Here is a 22,593-nt window from a genome sequence, read left to right on the forward strand (position 1 = left end):
ACCGAAGCGGGGTGTGTTATGCCCGTCCGGCCGTCTTCTGGGTCTTGCGGGTGACCGCGTCGATCACCACGGTCGCGAGCAGCACGCCACCGGTGATCATGTACTGCACGGGCGACGCGATGCCCTTGAGCGCGAGGCCGTACTGGATCGAGACGATCACCAGCACACCGAGCAGCGCGTTCCAGGTGCGGCCACGGCCGCCGAACAGCGAGGTGCCGCCGATGACCGCCGCCGCGATCGCGTTCATCAGCAGGTCACCGCCGCCCGCGCCCTGGTTGGCCGCGGCGATCTTGGAGGCCATCATCAGGCCGCCCATCGCGGCGAAGGTGCCGGAGATCGCGAAGACCGAGATGCGGATCAGGGCGACGTTGATGCCGGCGCGCCGGGCGGCCTCGACGCTGCCGCCGAGCGCGAACACCTTGCGGCCGTACGCCGTGCGGCGCAGCACGAAGTCCGTGATGACGAGCATCACGAGGAAGATCACGACGGCCAGCGGCAGGCCCTTGTACTGGTTGTAGACGGCCGCGGCGGCGAAGGAGACGACCGCGAGCAGCGCCGTACGGAGAATGGTCTCGCTCAGCGGCCGGGACGGCACCCCGGCGGCCTCGCGGCGCCGGTTGCCGAGGAAGGACGTGAGGAAGAACAGCACGGTGGCGACGAGCGCGAGCCCGTAGGCGGCGGCCACGTCGGAGAAGTAGTAGCTGGTCAGCTTGGCGACCAGGCCCTGGTCGTCCAGGTTGATGGTGCCGCTGTCGCCGAGGATCTGGAGCATGAAGCCGTTCCAGAACAGCAGGCCGGCCAGGGTGACGGCGAACGCCGGGACGCCGATCTTCGCGAAGAAGAAACCGTGCAGCGCGCCCGCGACGGTGCCCACCAGGATGGACAGCACCAGGGCGAGCCAGGCGGACATGCCGTGGGTGACGGTCAGCACCGCGTAGGAGGCGCCCGCGACGCCGGAGACCGAACCGACCGAGAGGTCGATCTCGCCGAGCAGCAGCACGAAGACGATGCCGACGGCGATCAGGCCCGTGCCGACCATGGCGACGGAGATGTCGGAGAGGTTGCCGGCGGTGAGGAAGTTGGAGTTCAGGCTCTGGAAGATGATCCAGATGACGGCGAGACCGATGATGACCGGAACCGAGCCGAGGTCACCGGCCTTCATCTTCCGCTTGAACTCGGTGACGTAGCCCGCGAAGCCCTGCTCGCGCACGAGCAGGCGGGGGTCCACGGCGGTGACGGTGCCGGCCGCCGCCTCGGGGTTCTCCACGACGGCGTCCTGGGGAGTGTGGTCCTCGGGAGGCGTGGAGGTCTTGTCCAGGCTCACTTCTGGACCTCCTTGGTGCTACGCGCCGCACGCCGGGTGACGGCGTTGTCAGTGGCGCCGGTGATGGCGGAGATGATCTCTTCCTGAGAGGTCGAGGCGACGTCGAACACGCCGTTGTTGCGGCCGAGCCGCAGCACCGCCACCTTGTCGGCGACGGCCTTGACGTCGGCCATGTTGTGGCTGATGAGGATGACGGCGTGGCCGCGCTCGCGCAGCCGCTCCACCAGGTCGAGCACCTGTGCGGTCTGCTCGACGCCGAGGGCCGCGGTGGGCTCGTCCAGGATGACCAGCTTGGGCTCGCCGAGCATGGAGCGGGCGATAGCCACCACCTGGCGCTGACCGCCGGAGAGAGAGGCGATCGGGATGCGCACGCTGGGGATGCGGATCGACAGCTGGTCGAGCAGGTCACGGGAGCGGCGCTCCATCTCGACCTCGTCCAGGATGCCGCGCTTGAGCAGCTCCCGGCCCAGGTAGAGGTTGCCGACCACGTCGATGTTGTCGCACAGCGCGAGGTCCTGGTAGACCGTCGCGATGCCCAGGGCCTGGGCGTCGTTGGGCCGGTTGACCTGGACGGGGCGGCCTTCCCATTCGATGGCGCCCTCGTCGATGGGATGCACGCCGGCGATCGTCTTGACCAGCGTGGACTTTCCGGCGCCGTTGTCGCCCACCAGGGCGACCACCTCACCGGCGTGGACCTCAAGCTCTACGTCGGTGAGCGCCTGGACGGCACCGAACCGCTTGGAGACCCCGCGCAACGCCAGCACGGGCGTAGCGGACACGTGAACCATCTCCTTCGCCGCCTGACCCGGCGGGAGGTTGTGCAGAAAGTTTGGGGGGGGTTCCGTCCGGCGCCCCGCGCCGAGCTTGCGGGGCTGTATGTGTCGCGGGACGCCGGAGGAGCAGGGGACGCCTTTTCGCCCGGGGAGGGCGTACTCGGGGAGTTACGGGGGTGAACTCCCTGGGATTCGAGGCGTGTTGCGGCGGCTTACTTCAGGCCGAGCTTGGCGCAGGCGGCCTTGTACTGCGCGGTGCAGATGTCGGCGACCGTGTAGACGCCGTCCTTGACGACGGTGTCCTTGATGTTGTCCTTGGTCAGCGCGGTGACCGGGAGGATGACGGTGGGGATCTGCTTGGTGGTCGGGCTGTCGACCTTGTCCTTGGCGATGGAGTCGAGCGACTTGCCCTGGGCGAGCGCGACGGCCATCTCGGCGGCCGCGTCGGCCTCCGGGGCGTACGGCTTGTAGACGCTCATGTACTGGTCGCCGGAGACGATGCGCTGCACACCCGCGAGCTCTGCGTCCTGGCCGGTGACCGGGACGGAGATGCCGGCCGCCTTGAGGGCGGTGACGATGCCGCCGGCCATGCCGTCGTTGGCGGAGTACACGCCGATGATGTTCTTCTTGCCGAGCGCCGAGATCGCGGCCTCCATGTTGGAGTTGGCGTTCTCCGGCTTCCAGTCCTTGGTGTCGTACTCCTTGCCGACGTTCACCTTGCCGTCGAGCACCTCGTGGGCGCCCTTCTTGAACTGCGCGGCGTTCGGGTCGGTGATGGAGCCGTTCATCATCACGATCTTGCCGGACTTGGCCTTGGAGCCCAGGGCCTTCAGCAGGGCCTCGCCCTGGGTCTTGCCGACGGTCTCGTTGTCGAACGAGGTGTAGGCGCTGATCGGGCCCTCGGCCAGCCGGTCGTACGCCACGACGGGGATGCCCTGGTCCTTGGCCTTCTGCACCGAGCCCTTGATCGCCGCGGTGTCCACGGCGTCCACGATGAGGACGTCCACCTTGTTGGTGATCATCGCGTCGACCTGCTGGTTCTGGGTGCTGGCGTCCTGCTTGGCATTGGCGTAGACGACCTGGCCCTTGCCGTTCGTCAGCTCCTTGATCTTCTTCTCGATCAAGGGTCGGTCGAACTTCTCGTAACGGGCCGTCTGGTTCTCCGGCAGGAGCAGACCGACCTTGATGGCATCGCCCTTCTTGGCGCTGCCGGAGGGCTTGCCTCCGTTGCCGGACTCCTTGGCGCTGCCACAGGCGGCGAGCGAGACGGCCATGGCACCAGCGGCAACGGCGAAGGCCGCACGACGCATACGCGTGTTCACTTCTCAAACCTCCCTGACGAGGCCGCGTCGTTGCGGCCGAGGTGGCTGGAAGTCAACTCGGCCACACGTGCGACGTCAAGAAGTAAATCCTTAACGAGATGGCAACGGTGCCATTCCTTCTCTAAGTGAAGGCAGGGGCGGACACGGCCGGAGCGGTGGTGGCGGAACCGTCCAGAAGGGCCGAATCGCCCATCTCGCTCAGCGCGAGGGCGAGCGCGCCGAGCACCTCGGCACGGCCGCCAAGTGCCCCTGGGAGCACGGTGAGTTGGCGGGCGGCGCTGGGGATCGCGTAGCGGCTGACGGACTCCCGGATGGGCCCGAGGACCAGCTCGCCGGCCTCCGCGAGATCGCCGCCGAGGACGACCCGGCTGGGGTTGAGGAGGTTGCACAGGTTGGCCACGCCGCTGCCGATGTGGCGGCCGACGTCGGCGACCACCCGGCGGCATCCGGGGTCACCCTCCCTGGCGAGCCGTACGACGCCCTCCATGGTGAGGTCGGGGCCGTGGCTGGGCTGGAGCAGCGGCAGGACGTAGCGGGCGGCCGCGAAGGTCTCCAGGCAGCCGCGGTTGCCGCAGCGGCAGACCGGGCCCGACTCGTCCAGGGTGATGTGGCCGATCTCGCCCGCGGTGCCGCCCGGACCGCGGTAGATGGTGCCGTCGATGACGAGGCCGGCGCCGACGCCGCTGGCGACCTTGATGTAGGCGAGGTCGCGTACGCCCTTGCCGCTGCCCCAGACCAGTTCGCCGAGGGCGCCGAGGTTGGCGTCGTTGTCCACGTGCACCGGCACGCCGAGGCGTTCGCGCAGTTCCTCGGCGGGCTTGGTGCCGCCCCAGCCGGGCAGGATGGCGCTGTGTCCGAGGGTGCCGGACTCCAGGTCGATGGGGCCGGGCACGCCGAGGCCGACGCCCGCGACCTTGGACCGGTCGACGCCGGTGGCCACGATCAGCCTGCTGACCAGTTCCTCGGCCCGGTCGAAGCCCTGGGCGGCGGAGGCGTCCACGTCCAGCGGTTCGGCCTCCTCGGCCAGCACCTGGTGGGCGAGGTTGCCGACCGCGACCCGCAGGTGCTGGTGCCCGAAGTCGACGCCGATCACGATGCCCGCGTCCCCGCTGAGGCTGACGCTGCGGGCCCGGCGCCCGCCCGCCGAGGTGGGCGTCACCTCGACCGTCCCGCCGTCCTTCAGTTCGCGCACGATGTTGGAGACCGTGGCGGCGGACAGGCCCGTCGTCCGCGCGATCTCGGCCTGCGTCAGCGAACCGGCCAGCCGGACGGCCCGTACCACCCGCTCCAGGTTGGCTCGGTGCAGTGACGACTGCGACCCTGGAGTCTCCACGACGACCTCCTGAGCGCGGGGCCGCTTCGGCGAGGCCCCGTGTATGTCCAACTAGTGAACTCTAAGCTGAGCCGTTCGGGGTGACTCACGTCAAGAGGTTGAGCCGGATAAGGGGTACGACACGGCGGCGCACGCCGTCCGGACGACCGGAACGGCGTGCGCGCGGACGATCACGGGGCGTCACCCCCAGCGGAGTGAACGGCCTACTTCAGCGCCCCCGCGGTGAGCCCCTGCACCACCTGCCGCTGGAAGACGATGTACGCCCCCAGCACCGGCAGCATGGCCATCACCAGGCCCGCGAAGAGGCCCGACCAGTCGCCCTTGTAGCCCTGGCTGACCGCGAGCTGGACCAGGCCCTGGGTGAGCACCTTCTTGTCGGGGTCGGTGTTGAGGACCGTGGGCAGCATGTACTGGTTCCACTGGCCGAGGAAGTTGAAGATGCCCACGCTGATCAGGCCGGGCTTGGCCATGGGCAGCATGATCTGGAAGAACGTACGCGTGTGCGAAGCGCCGTCCACGAACGCCGCCTCCGCCACCGAGGTCGGCAGGGTGCGGAAGAACGCCGTGAGGAAGAAGACGGTGAACGGCAGCGAGTACGCGATGTAGACCAGGATCAGCCCGTGGATGGTGTTCAGCAGGCCCATGTTGTTCACGACGTAGAACAGCGGGACCAGCGCCAGCATGATCGGGAAGCTCATGCCGCCGATGAACAGGTAGTAGATGAAGCGGTTGCCCGGGAAGTCGAACCGGGCCAGCACGTAGGCGGCCATCGAGCCGAGCACCAGGGTGCCGATGAGCGAACCGCCCACCACCAGAACGGTGTTGAGGAAGTAGTCGCTCATGTTGGCGTCGGTCCAGGCCCGCGCCCAGTTCTCGAAGTGCAGCCGGTCGGGCAGCGCCCAAGGCGAGCCGAAGATGGAGCTGTCGTTCTTGAAGGACGTCATCACCGCCCACAGCAGCGGCATGACCACCATGATCGCCCAGATGATCAGCACGCCGTGCGAGAAGACGTTGAGGACGCCGCCCTCCCGCGCGCGGCGGCCCGGCTTCGGCACCGGCGCGTCCACCTTGGAGACGCTCGCACCGGGCTCGGCCGGCAGCGGGGCGGGGGTCTCGGTCGTCTTCATCGGTTCAGAACTCCAGCCGCTCGCGACGGCCCAGCCGCATCACGATCGCCGCGAACGCGAGCGTGACGACCAGCAGGGCGACGCCGATGGTGGTGGCGTAGGCGGCCTGACCGTCCCGGAACGCCTTCTGGTACACGTACAGGACCAGCACGGTGGTCGAGTAGTCGGGGCCGCCCGGACCGGTCGTCATGATCTGTACGACCGCGAACGACTCGGCGCCGAGCGCGAGGATGCCCATGTAGACCCAGCCGGACTGCACGGTGTCCCACAGCAGGGGCAGGGTGATGCGGAAGAAGGTGGTGGCGCGGCTCGCGCCGTCGATCAGCGCGGCCTCGTACAGTTCGGCCGGGATCGAGGCCATGCCCGCGGAGAACAGGACCACGAAGAAGCCGGTCGTGGACCATACGAGGACGGCCATCACGCACCACAGGGCGAGGCTCGGATCACCCAGCCACAGCGGCTGCACATGACCGAGTCCGATCCCGCGCAGGAACGAATTGATCGCTCCGCTGTCCGGGTTGTAGGCGAACTGGAAGAGAAGCGCGACGATCGCGATGGACAAGACCTGCGGAAAGAAATAAACGATCTTGTAGAAGGAGGAGCCCCGCACGCCAGTGATCGCGGGGCCGCCCCTTCTGCGCCGTCCGCCCACATTGATCATGAAGGCGAAGAAAAGCGCCAGACTGATCGTGACGACCGGCAGCACCAGAGCGAAGATCAGGCTGTGCTGCAACGACTTCCAGAAGACGTCGTCGTGCAACATCCTCTTGTAATTGTCGAAGCCGACCATTTTGAATTCGGGGCTCAGGCCGGTCCAGTCCGTGAACGAGTAGTAGATGGACTGGATGAACGGCCACACCACGAACAGCGCGTACAGTCCCAGGGGTAGTACCAGGAACCCCACGATGAACCGGTACTTGCCGTGCTGCATCGTTACTCCGGTGCGCTCGGGGGTGCTGGTTACTGGTGCTTGTAGTGCTTGATGGTGGTGTCCTTGGCCGCCGCGTCGGCGAAGCCCTGGATCTTCTTTATCGCCTCGGCGGGGGTGAGCCTGCCCGCCATCATCTCGCCGAGTGCGCCCACGCCGATCTGCTCCTTCTGCAACTGGACGTACCAGTCCTGGAGGCGCGGGTTCACCACGTTCGAGCCGGCCAGCTTCAGCGCCGCCACGCCCGACTTCAGGCCCGGCGTCAGCTCGATGCCCTCGGTGCCGCCGTTGTACGCGGTCAGTGACTTGACCTTGGCGGTGAAGTTCTTCGAGGAGCCTTCGGAGAGCATGATGCGCAGCTGCTCCATGCCGCCTTCGGGGTTCGCCGCCTTGGAGGGCACGATGAACGGCTCGCCGCCGGAGGCCCAGATGGTGCCGAAGGGCATCTTGTCGTGGCTGTCGATGCCGGAGGGCGCCGAGACCGCGAGGTCGAAGTCCTTGGGGATGACGTTCGCCGACTCGTTCTCCACCCAGGAGCCGTTCGGGATGAACAGTGCCTCGCCCTTGGCCCACGCGGTCTGCGACTGGATGTGGTCCAGACCGGGCGTGCCCTTGAGGATGTAGCCCTTCTGGAACAGCTCGTAGTACGCCTCGAAACAGGCCTTGACGGCCGGGTGCTTCCAGGCGTTCGGCTCCAGGTTGTCGATGGCGTTCAGGACCTCGACACCGCCGACCTTGCCGATCATCGGGTAGAGCGAGAAGGGGATGTAGTACGGGTACTTGCCCGCGTACGTCCAGCCCGCCATGCCCTTCTTCTTGGCCTTCGCGCACACCTGGAGCATCTCGTCCCAGGTCTTCGGGTACTCGACGTCCAGCGAGTCGAGGGCCTTCTGCGAGTACCAGACGCCGTAGACCGTGTAGGCGTAGTACATGATCCACACCGGGTCGCCGTCGAACTGGCCCATCTCCACGATGCCGGGGCGCAGCGTGTCGCGGACCTTCTTGTTCGGGTCGTCGTACGACGGCGCGTCGAGCAGCGGGGTGAGGTCGGCCAGCTGGTTCTTGCCGACCAGGACGCCCATGTCCATCTGCTCGGCGCCGGAGTTGTCGATGAGGTCCGGCGGGTTGCCCTGGTTGAAGCGGGGCTGGAGCGTGGACTGGATCTTCTGGGTGGCGGAGAACTTCACATGGGCCTTGGGGAAGTCCTTCTGGTAGATCTTGACCGCGTCCTGCGCGTACTCCTTGCCGAAGCCGCCGTCGAAGATGACGAACTCCATCGTGGCGGTGTCGTTGACGCCGAGCGGGTTCTTGGCGGTCTTCTTCCCGGCTTTCGCCTTGCTCTGTCCGCCGCCGCCGCTGCTCGCGCAGGCGGACAGCAGGCCCATCCCCGGAACGGCGACCAGGCCGAGTGCGGCGGACCGCCTGATCAGTTCGCGGCGGCCGACACCCTCACGGTCGTGGTGCGCAGTGGATCCCATGCTCAAGTCCTCGCCTTCTCCAGGACTCAGGCGGTGAACCGGATCCTGCCCGGCACCGCGGTCGGGTCAAGCTGGGTGGTACAGGAAGTTCTTCATGCATGTCGTGCGTGTCGTGCGTGTCGCGCATCTGGTGCACGTACTGCGTGTAGTGCGCGTACTGCCGGGATTGCTCTTGTACCGGGCGCCGACAGGTATAGTCCACTTCCCGCCAGCGGAGCAAGATCGAATACAGGGTTCGCGACGGGTCTTTTCCGAGTTGAGACCTCCCGGACATGGGAGTCGGCTGTGCGCGGCCTCTGGAAACTCGACACGACATCAGCCCCGGCTACGAACCTTGCGTCAAGCCCTGCTTCGGCCGTGGCGCGAATCCGTCTCCGGCCCTGGCGTGAACCCCCGAATGACACGCTCAACACCCTTGACATCGCCTGTCACTTCACCACCTACTTGGTTCCTGTGTTCCGCTTCTGACAACGTTGTCCAAACGGCGCGGGGAGGGAATTCCGTACATGCAGCGGAGAACTCGGCACAGATGGGGTCCGGCGGCCGTCCTGACGGCCGCCTTCGTCATGGCCGCGGGCGCGCAGGGCGCCGCGGTCGCACTGCCCGCCAAGGCCCCGGCGGCCGACCGGGAGTTCGCATCCTCGTTCGAGACGGGGGATCCCGCCCCCGACTGGCTGAACACGGTCGACACCGGCCCGGACGGCTCCCCGCGCGCCTCGGGTGTGGACGGCGGCTACAGCACCGGCATACCGGGCAATGTGAACGACCATGTCACCGAGGTCCGGGCGAGCGGTGAGAACGCCGGCGCGGGCGAGGTGAAGGAGAACCTGACCGACGGCGAGTCCGGCACCAAATGGCTGACCTTCCAGCCCACCGGCTGGGCGGAGTTCGACCTGGACAAGCCGGTCACGGTGAAGACGTACGCGCTGACCTCGGCCAACGACTACGCCGAACGGGACCCGCGGGACTGGACGCTGCTCGGCTCCACCGACGGCAAGGACTGGAAGACCCTCGACACCCGCGCGGGCGAGACCTTCTCCGAGCGGTTCGAGACGAAATCGTACGACCTCGAGCAGCCGGCCGAGTACCAGCACTTCCGGCTGGAGGTGACGCGGAACAACGGCGCTCCGGACATACTCCAGCTCGCCGACGTGCAGTTCTCCACGGGTGGCGGCGGCGGCCCGGTGCCGCAGGACATGCTGACGCTGGTCGACAAGGGCCCGACCGCCTCGCCGACGGCGAAGGCGCGAGTCGGGTTCACCGGGACGCGGGCGTTGCGGTACGCCGGGCGGCACACGGCGAAGGGGCGCGCGTACTCGTACAACAAGGTGTTCGACGTGAACGTGAAGGTCGGGGGCGACACGCAGTTGTCGTACCGGATCTTCCCCTCGATGGCCGACGGCGACCGGGACTACGACGCCACGAACGTCTCCCTGGACCTCGCCTTCACCGACGGCACCTACCTCAGCGACCTCGGCGCGCTGGACCAGCACGGGTTCCCGCTGTCGCCGCGCGGGCAGGGCGACGCGAAGTCGTTGTACGTCAACCAGTGGAACAACGTCGTCGCGCGGATCGGCTCGGTGGCGGCGGGGAAGACGGTCGGCCGGATCCTGGTCGGGTACGACTCCCCCAGTGGGCCGGCGAAGTTCCGTGGCTGGATCGACGACGTGTCGCTGAAGCCGGTCGCGCCCGAGAAGCCGAAGGCGCATCTGTCGGACTACGCGCTGACCACGCGCGGCACCAACTCCAGCGGCAGCTTCTCGCGCGGCAACGACTTCCCGGCTACGGCGCTGCCGCACGGTTTCAACTTCTGGACGCCGGTGACCAACGCGTCGTCGCTGAGCTGGCTCTACGAGTACGCACACGCGAACAACGACGCCAATCTGCCGACGATCCAGGCGTTCAGCGCGAGCCATGAGCCGAGCCCGTGGATGGGTGACCGGCAGACCTTCCAGGTGATGCCGTCGGCCGCTGCCGGGACCCCGGACACCGGGCGTCAGGCGCGGGCGCTGGCGTTCCGGCACGAGAACGAGACGGCGCGGCCGTATTACTACGGCGTACGGTTCGAGAACGGGCTGAAGGCGGAGATGGCACCGACCGACCACGCGGCGGTGATGCGCTTCACCTATCCCGGCTCCGACGCGAGCGTGGTCTTCGACAACGTCACCGAGCAGGCGGGGCTGACGCTGGACGAGGAGCACGGGACCGTCACCGGCTACTCGGACGTGAAGTCGGGCCTGTCCACGGGGGCGACGCGGCTGTTCGTGTACGGCGTGTTCGACAAGCCGGTGACGGACGGGGCGGCGAGCGGGGTGAAGGGCTATCTGCGGTTCGCGGCGGGCGCCGGCCACACGGTCACCCTGCGCCTGGCGACCTCGCTGATCAGCGTCGATCAGGCGAAGGACAACCTGCGGCAGGAGATCCCGGACGGCACCTCCTTCGACGCGGTGAAGGCGCGGGCGCAGCGCACGTGGGACAAGCTGCTCGGCAAGGTGGAGGTGCGGGGCGCGACCCCGGACCAGCTGACCACGCTGTACTCCAGCATGTACCGGCTGTACCTGTATCCGAACTCGGGCTTCGAGCGGGTGGGCGGCAAGGACGAGTACGCCTCTCCGTTCTCGCCGATGCAGAGCCAGGACACGCCGACGCACACCGGCGCGAAGATCGTGGCGGGCACGGTGTACGTCAACAACGGTTTCTGGGACACGTACCGGACGACGTGGCCGGCGTACTCCTTTCTGACGCCTTCTCAGGCGGGCGCGATGATCGACGGGTTCGTGCAGCAGTACAAGGACGGCGGCTGGACCTCGCGCTGGTCCTCGCCCGGTTACGCGGACCTGATGACCGGCACCTCCTCGGACGTGGCGTTCGCCGACGCCTATGTGAAGGGCGTGAAGTTCGACGCGAAGGCGGCGTACGAGGCGGCGCTGAAGAACGCGACGGTCGTGCCGCCGTCGTCCGGGGTGGGCCGCAAGGGCATGAGCACCTCGCCGTTCCTCGGCTACACCAGCACCGACACCGCCGAGGGGCTGTCCTGGGCGATGGAGGGGTACGTCAACGACTACGGCATCGCGCGGATGGGAGCGGCGCTGTACAAGAAGACGGGCGAGAAGCACTACAAGGAGGAGTCGGAGTACTTCCTCAACCGCGCCCGCGACTATGTGAACCTCTTCGACCCGGAGGTCGGGTTCTTCCAGGGCAGGGATGCCAAGGGCAACTGGCGGCTGGACGCGACGAGTTACGACCCGAGGGTGTGGGGTTACGACTACACGGAGACCAACGGCTGGGGTTACGCCTTCACCGCGCCGCAGGACACGCGGGGTCTGGCCAACCTGTACGGCGGCAGGCAGCGACTCGCCGACAAGCTCGACCAGTTCTTCTCGACCCCGGAGACGGCGTCCCCCGAGTTAGTCGGCTCCTACGGCGGGGTCATCCACGAGATGACCGAGGCGCGGGACGTGCGGATGGGCATGCTCGGGCAGTCCAACCAGGTCGCGCACCATGTGTCGTACATGTACGACGGGGCAGGTCAGCCGTGGAAGACGCAGGCGGCGGTGCGGCAGATCCTGTCCCGGCTGTACCTCGGCAGCGAGATCGGACAGGGCTACCACGGCGACGAGGACAACGGCGAGCAGTCGGGGTGGTTCCTGTTCTCCGCGCTCGGCTTCTACCCGCTGGTCATGGGCAGCGGCGACTACTCCATCGGCTCCCCGCTGTTCAAGAAGGTCACGGTGCACCTGGAGAACGGCCGTGATCTGGTGGTGAACGCGCCGGGGAACAGCGCGAAGAACGTGTACGTGCAGAGCGTCACCTTCAACGGCCGCCCCTGGACGTCGACTTCACTGCCCCAGTCGCTGCTCGCCAAGGGCGGTGAGCTGACGTTCTCGATGGGTCCCAGGCCCTCGGCATGGGGCTCCGGGAAGGACGCCGGGCCGGTGTCGATCACGCGGGACGACAAGGTGCCCGCGCCCCGGACGGACATGCTGCGCGGCGACGGCGCCCTGTTCGACAACACCTCGGCGACGGAGGCGACGGTCGGCTCCGTCGACCTGCCGGTGAGCCGGGCCGGGAAGCCGGTGCAGTACACGCTCACCTCCCCGGCGGACCACACCAAGGCGCCGACGGGCTGGACGCTCCAGGGCTCCACCGACGGCACGACCTGGCGGACACTGGACCACCGCTCCGGACAGACCTTCCCGTGGAACCTCCAGACCCGTGTTTTCACGATCTCGACGCCGGGCGCGTACACCAAGTACCGGCTGGTGCTGGACGGTTCGGCGACGCTGGCGGAGGTGGAGCTGCTGGGCCCGGCGCAGGGGTAATCTCAGCGCACCTGTGCGGTCACCGCAGGGGTTCGTCGTCGCCGCCCCGGCCGAGACCTGCAACGACGCCTGACCGGTCGGCCACCTCTCGCAAGTGGGCTTCGCTTAGGCTCAGTTCGCGTTTGTGCGCGTGCCTCTGGGATGATCGATCACTCATCTTCCGAATCGATGTCCTGGGGGGCGGATGCGAACCGACCGATCACTACGCGTACCGAAGTGGTGGATGTGCACGGCAGTCGTCGCCATGAGCGTGTTGACGGGCTGCGGCGGAAACGAAGGAAACGGCGGAAACGGAGCGCACCCGAAAGAGGCGGTGCCCTCGGCAGCAGCCGGTTCCCCCCATGCGCCGCGGCCCGTTCACGACCCGGTGACGGCCTTCGCGGTCGGGCGGGGCAGCATGATGCCGGAGGCGGCCGTCAGCGGGCGGCTGTCTTCGGACGGCACGTTGAAGACTGATCTGCCGGTGGTCCTGTACCGGGGTACCGCCTTCGTCGCCTCCACCGACCGTTTGCAGGCCGTGGACACCGCGACCGGGCAGATCACCGCCACGGTCGAGCCGCAGGGCAAGTCGGTGCATCCCGCCGACGAAGAGACCAACCCCGCCCTCGCCGCTCCCCCGGTCCTGGCCACCGGCCACGGCCGCACGATCGTGATCACGCCGTTCGTCGTGCAGCAGACCGGCACCGGAACCCAGGCCGACCACACGGCCGTGGAGGTCACGGGCACCGACGCGGCCACGGCCAAGGTCGTCTGGCGGGTGACGGTCCGTCCCCCGCAGTGGGACGACGTCTACTCCGATCTGAGCGTGGCCGCCGTGGGCGCGGAACAGGGCGTCGCCGTGGTGCGGGTGTCCTCAGGGAGCGGTGACCATGCCGTGTCCTACGGGATCGGCCTCGACGGCGGCTCCCGCCCGCTGTGGACCGTCAACCAGTTCCAGGCGGAGGCGGTCGTCTCGGGCACCGTGGTCGGAACGGCCCTTGAGGACGAGGCCGGCATCGACCAGAGAGCCGCCGCGTACGCCCTCGCCACCGGCCGGTTCCGGTGGCGGGGTCAGGACAGCACCAACGTGGGTGCCGTCCCGGCCGGCCCCCGTCTGGTACGCGTCTTCGGCAAGGACTACGGCAGCGGGCACGACTACGACCGTCTCGTGGACCCCGCCTCCGACCGCACCGTGCGGACGCTGCCGGAAGACCTTTCCAGCAGTGGGTGCGAGTACGACGACCGCAGCACCCTGGTCTGCTCCGGAACGGGTACGGACGCGGCCGTCGCGTACGGCCTCGACGCCACGACCGGGAAGACGCTCTGGCAGCTTCCCGACGAAAAGGCCGACCGGGTCGCTCCCACGGTGACGGCGGTCTGGCACGGACGGGTCTACGGCACGACCGACCACGGCCCGCTGGCGCTGGACGCACGCACCGGCAAGGACCTCCCGAGTCCGGGCATCGCGCCGTTCCTCGTCAACGAGTCGGCCGGTCTCGCCCTGGACAAGGCGGGTTCGCAGCTCGTCGCCTACCCCACGAGCGGCTGACGCGTTGTGATGCCTGTGCCGACCGCTCCGCGGACCGGCACAGGCACATGCTTCTTCCGCTTGGAGGAGGAACTGCATTTCAGCGCTCGGCTCCCCGTTCCCGGTCGGCTCGCTGTGAGGTGCCCCGCGTGTCACGGTTCCGGTCGGCTGCCGGTGTCCTGTTCTGCGCCGCCTTCTGCTCCGTGCGGCCACTGGAGGTCCTCTGTGCCGGCACCGGACGCTCGGACTTGGCACGCAGGGCATCGATCTTGCTCTGCACGCCAGCGCTGCGGCCGCCCGGGGTCTGGCTGTTCTCCCGCCCCCCGTCCTGCTGGGGCACCGTCTGCGCCGCCGACTTCCTTGCGTTCTGCTCCTTGAGCCCGGATTCCATCTTCCGGACTTCCTCGACACGTTCGACCGGTACCTCGGGGTTGAGGACGGCACGGATCTTCTCCTGGCCAAGCGCCTCGTTCCCCGGCGGAACGACGACGTTCTGGTAGCGCTCGTTCTGGAGGAGGTCGGAAGCTTGGTAGTACTGTCTGGCTTGCTCGGTGTCCCCGGCGGATAACTGCTCGAAGTGACCCGAGCGCGCCAGCTCGTACAGCTCGTGATTGTCGGTCTTGGCCTGGAAACTGTCCGGCGTATGAAACTGGAGCTCGAACTTCTGACCGGTCTCCCGGTGTTGCCAGGTCGTGTTGAGCCCCTTGTAGACCGGGTCCTTCCAGGTGTTCTTCTCGGATCCGGGTATGGGCTCGTACCCCAGAGACTTGAGACGCTCGTAGGTCTCCTGGGTGGCTTGTGTGTAGTTCTCCGGTGCGAAGGTCAAGGTGTAGCGGTTGAGGTCGTTGACCTTGCCGAGGACCCTGTTGGCGTCCAAACCGCGACGCACATCCGCGGCCACCTTGCGGCGCAGGGAGTCCAGCCCCTTGAGTGAGTACCCTACTTCCTCAACGCCCTGCGCCTTCTTGTCGCCGACAAGGCCGCTGCTGTACTGCGCGCTTTGGTCCCGCAAGAGGCGCATGGTGTTGTCCAGGCCCTGGCGCGCTTGCGCGGCGCTGTTCCACAGAGCCCGCACAGCCTGATCCTGCTCGGCGGTAAGGGTCAAGTGGGCCTCTGGGCCCTCCCCTCGCCATCCGAGCGCTTCGTCGCTCACAGATCCGTTGCTCCCGTGACTCCGCGCGTCTCACGGAGCAGACGCTCTGCCTCGTCCGCAGTGATCTCCTCCAGATGGTGTTCGGTGCGAGAATGGGTGAATTCATAGACGATCGGATCCGGTGCCCACTTGTTCCCGGCACCGAATACCTCGTCCAGAACTCGATCAGGGCTGCTTCGGCGGCGGACCACTGTTTCCGGCGCGACGCCGTCACGGAAATCCGCCTCGTCCATGTACAACGCCCAGTACGTGACCCACCCCTGCCGGTCAGCCTCCAGTTCCGCCGCTCGCTCGGCCGAGATCCGCTCCAGGCTGCTCGCGGTGGGCGGGCCCTTCACCGTCTCGTCGTCGCCGGCCTTGTGCCATTCCCAGTCGAGGAGGGAAAGGTACTCCCACGCCTCGCCGTCGCGGCGGCGCCACAGTCCGTCCACGCGCGGCGGGTTGTAGCCGCGGTGCATCTCGGTGAAGTACTCGTACTCTGTCATCGGTAGTTCCTCCTGGTACTGAATGAAGTACCGCCCAGCCTGTCACGTGTCCTGCGGCAACCCCGTCCGGTCCGTCGGCGGCAGTTGCTTCAGGCGGGCGTGCCCGGTGTTGCGGCATACATTCGGGATCACTCGGTTCGTACGGGCGAGCGTGTCCCACAGATAGCGGTCGTGCCAGTAGAGGGCCTGGTCGCCGCCGTCTTCCGCCTGTTCGGCGGCGAGCATGGCGGCCTTCCATGAAGCATGCAGGCCGGCCAACTCCTCGGCAGCGCCAGGGTGCTGGGGCCAGCAGGGTGGGACTCGGTACTCGCCCTGGGGCTGGTATTGGGCGTGGAGCCAGTCGACCCAGTCCGCCAGTTCGGCCCACTCTGCCGGGGTGGCGCGTGCCGTCCAGGACCGAGGTGTGCACGGCCCGGCTGTGTCCTGCCCGGCCGTCGTGTCCGCGCCCGCCGGGACAGGGGTCCCGTCCAGCCGGTCCCGTACCTCGGCCAGGATTTGCTCCAGCTGGTCGATCCGCTGGTCCTGGCGGTCCGTCAGCGCGGTGATGATGCTCGCCAGTTCTTCGAGCTGCGCCTCCAGACCCTCCACGGTCACCTGGCTCATGGCGTCTCCTTGCCCAAGTCCACCGGGGCGCCGGGACCGGGCTGCGACACGATCGGTGTCCCGTACAGGCGCTTGGACTCCTCGATGATCGGCGCCAGTTCGGTCTCCCAGTACGGCTCGGCCTCCACGATCATGGGCCGGACGCCCTGCATCATGACGACCATGCGCCGGGGCGGCAGGGCCGCCAGGTCGGCCACCGACATGATCTGCTTGTCCCGCACGCTCTGCGAAGTCGACTGGTTGCCGACCAGCCCGCGCGCGTCGGAGTTGCGGGTGGTCGTCGGGGCTTCCCACTCTCCGATGAGGTTCGAGACGCGCCGCAGCAGCCCCTCCGTGTCCGAGACGCCTCCGCCGTACGTCTTGCACGCGGCGGCGTCCCAGAGGGTCTCCATGCCGTGCTCGCCGAATGCCTCCACCCCTTGACCCCACGTCTGCAACCAGGCCATCACCACGATGCCCTTGCTGCGGTAATACGTGTACAGGTCGGGGAGTTGCCTCCACCGGCAGGTGTTGGCTACCTCGTCGAGCGGCGCGACGAGCGGAACCGGAAGACGGCCGCCTGGCGCCCGGTCGGCCGCCCGGTCCGCCGCGGTCAGTACGGCGGCCGACAGTGCGGTGGTGAGCGGCGCCGCGGAGCTGACGCCCTTGCGGGACAGCAGATAGAGCGTGTCGGAGGAGGCGACGAATTCCTCCGGCTTGAACTCCGTACGCACCGACCTCTGTTCGGGGGGACAGGTGACCCAGCGGGTGATGTCCTCGTTCGTCAGCCAGCTGACGTAGATCTCGGCGGTGGCGAAGACCGAGTCCCGCGTCTTGTCCGGCAGGCGTCGCATGCCCGCGAGTCCGGCGGCGGCGACCGTGGCGCCGTGTGCGCGCAGGATGTCCTCGGGCTCGGTGTTCTGGCTGTCGGTCAGCCACAGATACACGCTCGTCAGCTGCTGTCCGTCCAGCGCGGCAGCGAGCAGGCACCAGCTGAGGACCTGCCTGCCCTTGGGGTCGAAGAATCCGTCGGAACGCGCCCTGTCCTCGGCCTCGGTACCCGCGTCGACCAGGACACTCATCAGCTCCTCGGCGTGGGACAGTTTGGTGACCTGCCCCAGCGGGTTCCACCACCACGTGGGCGGTTCCTGGGCGATCTCCTGTGGGTCGAACACCCAGGTGTGGCCTTTGTACGAGCGGCCGAGACGCGTGAGTCTGACGATGTCGTCCTTGTTGGACGACGTCATGCATGCGCCGGGGGCGGTGAGCACGGCGGGGATCACCTGGGCCACGGACTTGTGCCTGCCGGGGCCGGCGATGGTCAGGTGCAGAAACTCCCAGGGGGCGTAGACACGCTTGCCGGTGGTCACCGACCGGCCCATACGGATGCCCGGCTCGGCGGAGTCGATCCGCAGCCGCTGGGCGGTGTTCTCGGCCAGCGCCTGGAGGGCCACCTGGTCGCGGCGGCTGGTCATCCGGCGGGCCGCGTCGTTATTGGCCTGCTTCGACACCCCCGTGCGCCAGCTGCGGCGGACGACACGCCATACCGCCACCCCGACACCCGTCACGACGGCCAGCTCCACCAGTGCGAACACGGTGGCTGCAGTGGTCCACCGCCAGCTGCCCGTGGCGAGGCCGAACAGGGGCGTGAACGGGCCCACCACCTCCCACGAGCCGGTGGCCCACCACTGGGCGGCGAGCAGAGCCACGTAGACGAGCACGCTCACCAACACGACGAAACCGGCCGCGGCAGCCACGGCAAGCTGCGCGGGAGTCGCCCGGTCCGGGTGGCGCGTCATCAGGCACCCGCCTTCTCGAATCGCTCGGTGGCACTGGTGCCGTCGGTCTCCTCGACGATCACCCGGTTGGCCCACTTCTGGTTGGTGTCGTTGAGCTGGATCTCCGCCTGGGTGAGCGCGGTCTGGATCGGGATCCCCGGATTGGCGCCCGCCTTGACCAGGAACTTGCCGCGTCCCGGCGGCGGCATCTCCTTGCCGGTCTTGTTGTCGATGGACGGCGGGATCGACCACTCCACGATCAGTTCCCGTTCCCGGCTGGAGAGCGGGACGATCGAGTTGAGAGCGTCCATCTCCGCGCGGGGCAGGCCGCCGAGGAACACCATTCCGGAGCGCTCCACGAAGCCCTTCGCCTTCTCCCGGTCCTCCGGGTTGGGCAGCGAGAGCAGGTCGGCGGTGGAGTGCGTGGTCATGGACTGGCCGATACCGATCTGCCGGTTCAGACGCGTCAGTTCGTCCACGCGGTCGACCAGGCCGACGCCCGCGCGCAGGATGCGCCAGAGCTCGTCCAGGACCAGGAAGAAGTTACGGCGAGGCGCCAGGCCCGCGTTGGTCAGCCGGTCATGGGCCTCGATCGCCGCGAAAGCCTCGGCCCAGCAGGTCAGCAGTACCGCGCCTTCGAGGGTCTTCTCCGAGGCGGGGATGGAGGACAGGTCGATGGACACCGGCCGGTCCAGCGAGAGACGCTCACTGGTCTGGCGGTTGAACGTCGCCGCCAGCGTGCCTTCGACCAAGGACATCAGACTCTTCAGCAGCGGTTTGACGGCCGTGCGGTACTGGTCGTCGTTCTCCGCCAACGTCATGTTGCGCAGGGAGTCGGGGCCGTCCTTGATGAGCTGGACCAGATCGCCGAGGAGCGCCGGCCGCCCCAGGTCGACATCGTCCAGCAGTTCGATGGCCTTGCCCAGCAGTGACTCCTCGTCACCGGTGATGGCCGCTTTGCGGACAATGGAGATGAGCGCCGCCACCATCGTCGAGCGGCGGCCGGTGGCTTCTTCGAGCAGGCTGCGCCGGGCGCTGCCGACCAGGCGCTGCGCGGCCGTACCCATCTCACCGAGGTCGAGCGGGTTGAGGCTGCCCATGCCGCGGCCGAGCTGGATCACCTGGCCGTCGAGGGCGCGGGTGAGGTCCGTGTACTCGCCCTTGGTGTCGCCGGGCACCAAGGAGACGATGCCGCGGAAGTCCAGCCCCACCATCATCCGGCGGTTGACGGTGCTCTTGCCCAGACCGGGCTTGGCCAGCGTGAACATCGACGGGTTGGCGATCAGCGAGGCCCGCTCGAACCAGGCGATCGGGTCACAGCACAGGGTCGCCCCGGTGATGATGTTGCGCCCCAGCGGAACGCCCATCATGGGCGTGCCCGCGCCGACGACGAACGGCCACAGTCCACAGACCTGCTTGCTGGTGCCGCGGTACTCGGTGGGCATGTCCAGGTAGGACACACGGCCACCGTTCGCCCCCTGCATTCCGCGGCCGCCGATCCGGGGCGGCCGGCCCCAGTTCCGGCCCCTCGCGACCGGCCCCGTCACCTCGTCGTCACCGGTCCTTCTGCGCCACGCCATCGGTGCGGCCCCCTCTCACTTCAGCGTCTTGGGCAGCTTCAGCACGACGTGCTCGGGCAGTACCACCCCGATCGGCAGGGCGGCCAGGAACGCCGCGTCCTGGCTGCCCCAGGCATAGCGGAGCGCGATCCTGGCCGGAGCGGAGAGGTTGTCCACCGCGGTCTCGGCGGCGAGCACCCGGGCGTTGCCATCCTCCTCGTCCCGGTCCATGACCGTGGCGGTCACCACCAGCCCGAACAGCGTCAGGCCGGCACCGCGCGCCTCCTCCTGACGGGTCTTGGCCGCCGCGAGGTACTCCGCCTCGGCGTGTGCCTGTCCCGTGCGGGTGGTCTCGGTGCGGCTGCGGGCCGCGCGGAAGTCCCGGTCGGCGATGGCCGCCGCCTCGGCCGGGGAATGGGGCCGGTAGATGAGCGCGACACGCTTGCGGTCGATGTCGTTGTGAGCCGACAGCAGGTGCCTGAGCACGTCCGAGAAGACCTCACCGCGCGGCGCCTCGCCCATCATCCAGGTGACGCTGGTCGCCCCGTCGTGCCAGTAGCTCTTGCTCCTGGCATGGTGCGTGGTCGGCCCGGCCTGCGACCAGGAGAGGCCGGAGCCCCGGCCGGCCGCGCGGGCCTGGTCGATGAGCTGGGAGACTCCCGGCTCGTACGCGGTACGGACGATCTCCGCGAGTTCGGTCGCGGACAGCGGTGCGGCCGCCCCCGCGCCGGTGGTCGCCAGTCGCGAGGTCAGGGACGGCAGACGGCGGCCGATCTCGACCGCCATCTCGGCGGCGGTCCGCTTGCTGCGCCCGATCGCGCTCGCCGCGTCGTACACGAACGACACATAGGTATTGATCGTCGGGGAGCCCGACGGGTAGTCCCGGTCGATGTCGGCCATGACGCGCTGCGCCAGAGGAGAGGCGGCTGCCGCACGCTGGTGCCGGATCTCGTTGTGCAGCTTCTCCCCGGAGTCCGGTGCCACCTCCACCACTACCTGGAAGCCGACCAGGTTGGGCTCACCGGACATCGTCTGCATGAAGGCGCCCCAGTTGGCCACCCAAGTGTCGATGTCGCCCTGGTCGACCAGCGAACCGCCCTGCGCGCTGCAGGAGATGGTGACGGCGAAGTGCTCGACCTCGTGGTACCGGATCATCCCGAACGAACGGCCCAGTCCGTCCGTGGCCTCGTACATGTCCGAGGCCATGGCGAGGCCGGGCAGCAGGCACTTCCCGCCGGGGACCTTGGACAGGATTCCGGAGCGATACACGTTCTGACCTTTCATGACGCCCCGCCACCAGGCCAGGCGCGAGTAGAGCAGGGTTCCCATGTGCCGCCCGTACCGGTCGCGGAGCGCGAGCGGCACCAGCACCACGGCGCCGACGGCGAGGGTGGCCGCCGCGACCCACAGGTTGAGCGGAGCCGCGGTGCCCGCGATGGCCAGGAACAGGAACAGGACGGCGGTGGGCACCAGGCCCAGACCGCCCAGGCCGGCTGATTTCGGGCGGCGCCAGTTCCCGTAGGTACGCAACTGCTGGGCCTCAGGCGCCACTTGGGCCTCCCTCCACTTCCTGGTCGAATCCCTGGGCCGCGTCGTTGAGTCCGTCTTGGACCTGGTTCTTGGCGGCATTGGCGGCGTACGCGCCCGCGGCCACGGCGGCTCCGGCCGCCATACCGATCGGACCGCCCGCCGCGCCGGCGGCCGCGCCGCCGCCGACCGCCGCACCACCGGCTGCCGCACCGCCACCAGCTGCCGCACCGCCACCGGCTGCGGCACCCGCGCCGGCTCCAGCACCGGCACCTGCACCGCCACCCGCGGCGGCGCCGGAGGATCCTCCCGCCCCGCCGGATGACGCGGCGCTGCTGCCGAGCGAGCCGCCTCCGGAGAGACCGGAGCTGCCCGAACCACTGAGTCCGACGTTGGACGCGCCGCTGGGCGAGGAGTCCACGGTGGACGAGGCGCCGGATCCGGGCGAGGACGACGTGGATCCAGACGGGCCACTCGAAGAGGAACCGCTGCCGCCACCGCTGTCCGAACCGCCGCCTCCGCCACCGGCGCCGGCGAGAGCCACCCCGGCGGGCGAGAGCAGCCTCATGAGCGCGGGCAGCACGAGGATGGTGCCCGACAGCAGCACGAAGCCGGTGATGGTGCTGCCGATGTCGTCCGCCGAGCCGGACCCCATCAGCCGGTACGCCGCGGCATACACCGTCGCCGCGGCCGGCTTGAGCAGGACGAACGAAAGCGTCCACGACAGATAACGGCCGAGCCACCGGTTGCCCATGCCGGTGATCGCGGTCGCGGCCGGAATGGAGATCGTGCCGGTGAGCAGCACCAGGACCGCTGCCCGGAAGTACATGAGGATCAGTTGCAGCAGCGAGAAGATGACGGCGAAGAGGAGCATGATCAAGGGGATGCCGGGTCCGCCGAACAACCCTGCCGCGCCTCCGATGGCCGCCGCAGCCGCACCGAGTTTCGTGGAGGCGTCACCACCGAGGGACTCGTTGATAATCCAGTCGGTATAGGCGTCCCCGATCTGGGTGGCGGTCGCTACCGCCGGGATGAACGCGGTGTTGACTAGCAAGAGCTTGACCATGCCCTGCAGGACGTTGCGCATCTGCTCGCCGGTGCCCCGCAGTTCGTAGGCCATCTTGCCCCCGGCTATCACCAGACACATCACGGTGAGGGCGGACGACAGCCACAGCGTGTGGTTCTCCAGCCACAAGGCCACGTCGGTGGCGCCGTTGAGCGTCTTCGGCCCGTCCTTGGGCATTTTGGAACCGTCGATGGGCTTCACACCCGGAGTGGGGACCTTGAGCCACAGGGAGGTGACGGATGAGACGATCTTGCCGAGGCCGGCGGCGAAGGACTTGACGAGGTCGTCGATCCAGCCGCCGGCAGCGTCACTGATCGAGTCGCCGACTG

At 68.3% G+C, this 22,593-nt stretch carries 16 protein-coding genes; 2 read left to right on the top strand and 14 right to left on the bottom strand.

Translation table 11 applies throughout. The features are described from left to right. Positions 1–16: 16 nt before the first annotated feature. From ACE4Q9_RS07540 to ngcE, 7 genes are all read right to left on the bottom strand, one after another. Positions 17–1,324, bottom strand: coding sequence for a sugar ABC transporter permease (locus ACE4Q9_RS07540; protein WP_397983450.1), 1,308 nt, complete (start codon positions 1,322–1,324; stop codon positions 17–19). Then, complete coding sequence (locus tag ACE4Q9_RS07545; protein ID WP_397983451.1) at positions 1,321–2,112, bottom strand: ATP-binding cassette domain-containing protein; 792 nt, start codon at positions 2,110–2,112, stop codon at positions 1,321–1,323. The genes ACE4Q9_RS07540 and ACE4Q9_RS07545 overlap by 4 nt, the downstream gene beginning before the upstream one ends. Before the next feature lie 197 nt (positions 2,113–2,309). Continuing rightward, a complete protein-coding gene (locus ACE4Q9_RS07550; protein ID WP_397987149.1) occupies positions 2,310–3,407 on the bottom strand; it encodes a substrate-binding domain-containing protein in 1,098 nt (365 codons plus the stop codon). 133 nt (positions 3,408–3,540) lie between these two features. Next, on the bottom strand, positions 3,541–4,752 hold the full coding sequence (locus tag ACE4Q9_RS07555) for an ROK family protein (RefSeq protein WP_397983452.1): 1,212 nt from the start codon (positions 4,750–4,752) through the stop codon (positions 3,541–3,543). Positions 4,753–4,955: 203 nt separating this feature from the next. Further along, positions 4,956–5,879, bottom strand: a complete 924-nt coding sequence (locus ACE4Q9_RS07560) for a carbohydrate ABC transporter permease (protein WP_397983453.1) — start codon at positions 5,877–5,879, stop codon at positions 4,956–4,958. Positions 5,880–5,883: 4 nt separating this feature from the next. Next, entirely contained in the window at positions 5,884–6,810 is a 927-nt protein-coding gene (locus tag ACE4Q9_RS07565) for a carbohydrate ABC transporter permease (RefSeq protein ID WP_397983454.1), read from the bottom strand. Positions 6,811–6,839: 29 nt separating this feature from the next. Next, positions 6,840–8,285 carry an N-acetylglucosamine/diacetylchitobiose ABC transporter substrate-binding protein gene (gene ngcE, locus ACE4Q9_RS07570; RefSeq protein ID WP_397983455.1) on the bottom strand — a complete coding sequence of 482 codons (1,446 nt, stop codon included), beginning with the start codon at positions 8,283–8,285 and terminating at the stop codon, positions 6,840–6,842. 506 nt (positions 8,286–8,791) lie between these two features. On the opposite strand from ngcE, the gene ACE4Q9_RS07575 reads away from it, so the two are divergent. Both ACE4Q9_RS07575 and ACE4Q9_RS07580 read left to right on the top strand, forming a co-directional pair. Next, positions 8,792–12,607: a GH92 family glycosyl hydrolase gene (locus ACE4Q9_RS07575; RefSeq protein WP_397983456.1), complete on the top strand. Its 3,816-nt coding sequence runs from the start codon at positions 8,792–8,794 to the stop codon at positions 12,605–12,607. 367 nt (positions 12,608–12,974) lie between these two features. Then, positions 12,975–14,135 carry a hypothetical protein gene (locus ACE4Q9_RS07580; RefSeq protein ID WP_397983457.1) on the top strand — a complete coding sequence of 387 codons (1,161 nt, stop codon included), beginning with the start codon at positions 12,975–12,977 and terminating at the stop codon, positions 14,133–14,135. 79 nt (positions 14,136–14,214) lie between these two features. Here the strand turns inward: ACE4Q9_RS07580 and ACE4Q9_RS07585 are convergent, their stop codons facing one another. The 7 genes from ACE4Q9_RS07585 to ACE4Q9_RS07615 all read right to left on the bottom strand — a co-directional run bounded on the left by ACE4Q9_RS07585 (position 14,215) and on the right by ACE4Q9_RS07615 (position 22,465). Next, a complete protein-coding gene (locus ACE4Q9_RS07585; RefSeq protein ID WP_397983458.1) occupies positions 14,215–15,267 on the bottom strand; it encodes a hypothetical protein in 1,053 nt (350 codons plus the stop codon). Further along, on the bottom strand, positions 15,264–15,752 hold the full coding sequence (locus tag ACE4Q9_RS07590; protein ID WP_397983459.1) for a hypothetical protein: 489 nt from the start codon (positions 15,750–15,752) through the stop codon (positions 15,264–15,266). Before ACE4Q9_RS07590 ends, ACE4Q9_RS07585 begins: the two co-directional genes overlap by 4 nt. 42 nt (positions 15,753–15,794) lie before the next feature. Continuing rightward, on the bottom strand, positions 15,795–16,355 hold the full coding sequence (locus ACE4Q9_RS07595; RefSeq protein WP_397983460.1) for a hypothetical protein: 561 nt from the start codon (positions 16,353–16,355) through the stop codon (positions 15,795–15,797). After that, positions 16,352–18,133: a type IV secretory system conjugative DNA transfer family protein gene (locus ACE4Q9_RS07600; RefSeq protein ID WP_397983461.1), complete on the bottom strand. Its 1,782-nt coding sequence runs from the start codon at positions 18,131–18,133 to the stop codon at positions 16,352–16,354. The genes ACE4Q9_RS07595 and ACE4Q9_RS07600 overlap by 4 nt, the downstream gene beginning before the upstream one ends. Beyond that, a complete protein-coding gene (locus ACE4Q9_RS07605; protein WP_397983462.1) occupies positions 18,133–19,572 on the bottom strand; it encodes an ATP/GTP-binding protein in 1,440 nt (479 codons plus the stop codon). Before ACE4Q9_RS07605 ends, ACE4Q9_RS07600 begins: the two co-directional genes overlap by 1 nt. A 135-nt stretch (positions 19,573–19,707) precedes the next feature. Beyond that, positions 19,708–21,222 (bottom strand): SCO6880 family protein, encoded by a 1,515-nt coding sequence (locus ACE4Q9_RS07610; protein WP_397983463.1) that lies wholly within the window; start codon positions 21,220–21,222, stop codon positions 19,708–19,710. After that, positions 21,212–22,465: a hypothetical protein gene (locus ACE4Q9_RS07615; RefSeq protein ID WP_397983464.1), complete on the bottom strand. Its 1,254-nt coding sequence runs from the start codon at positions 22,463–22,465 to the stop codon at positions 21,212–21,214. Before ACE4Q9_RS07615 ends, ACE4Q9_RS07610 begins: the two co-directional genes overlap by 11 nt. Positions 22,466–22,593: the final 128 nt, after the last annotated feature.

This window comes from Streptomyces sp. AM6-12, assembly GCF_044327085.1.
In the GTDB taxonomy this organism is placed as follows: Bacteria; Actinomycetota; Actinomycetes; order Streptomycetales; family Streptomycetaceae; genus Streptomyces.

What these genes read in the sequence shown, in the direction of transcription:
- ACE4Q9_RS07545 (WP_397983451.1), bottom strand. Translation starts at nt 2,112, where the DNA reads ATGGTTCACGTGTCCGCTACGCCCGTGCTGGCGTTGCGCGGGGTCTCC.
- ACE4Q9_RS07550 (WP_397987149.1), bottom strand. Translation starts at nt 3,407, where the DNA reads ATGCGTCGTGCGGCCTTCGCCGTTGCCGCTGGTGCCATGGCCGTCTCG.
- ACE4Q9_RS07560 (WP_397983453.1), bottom strand. Translation starts at nt 5,879, where the DNA reads ATGAAGACGACCGAGACCCCCGCCCCGCTGCCGGCCGAGCCCGGTGCG.
- ACE4Q9_RS07565 (WP_397983454.1), bottom strand. Translation starts at nt 6,810, where the DNA reads ATGCAGCACGGCAAGTACCGGTTCATCGTGGGGTTCCTGGTACTACCC.
- ngcE (WP_397983455.1), bottom strand. Translation starts at nt 8,285, where the DNA reads ATGGGATCCACTGCGCACCACGACCGTGAGGGTGTCGGCCGCCGCGAA.
- ACE4Q9_RS07575 (WP_397983456.1), top strand. Translation starts at nt 8,792, where the DNA reads ATGCAGCGGAGAACTCGGCACAGATGGGGTCCGGCGGCCGTCCTGACG.
- ACE4Q9_RS07590 (WP_397983459.1), bottom strand. Translation starts at nt 15,752, where the DNA reads ATGACAGAGTACGAGTACTTCACCGAGATGCACCGCGGCTACAACCCG.
- ACE4Q9_RS07595 (WP_397983460.1), bottom strand. Translation starts at nt 16,355, where the DNA reads ATGAGCCAGGTGACCGTGGAGGGTCTGGAGGCGCAGCTCGAAGAACTG.
- ACE4Q9_RS07600 (WP_397983461.1), bottom strand. Translation starts at nt 18,133, where the DNA reads ATGACGCGCCACCCGGACCGGGCGACTCCCGCGCAGCTTGCCGTGGCT.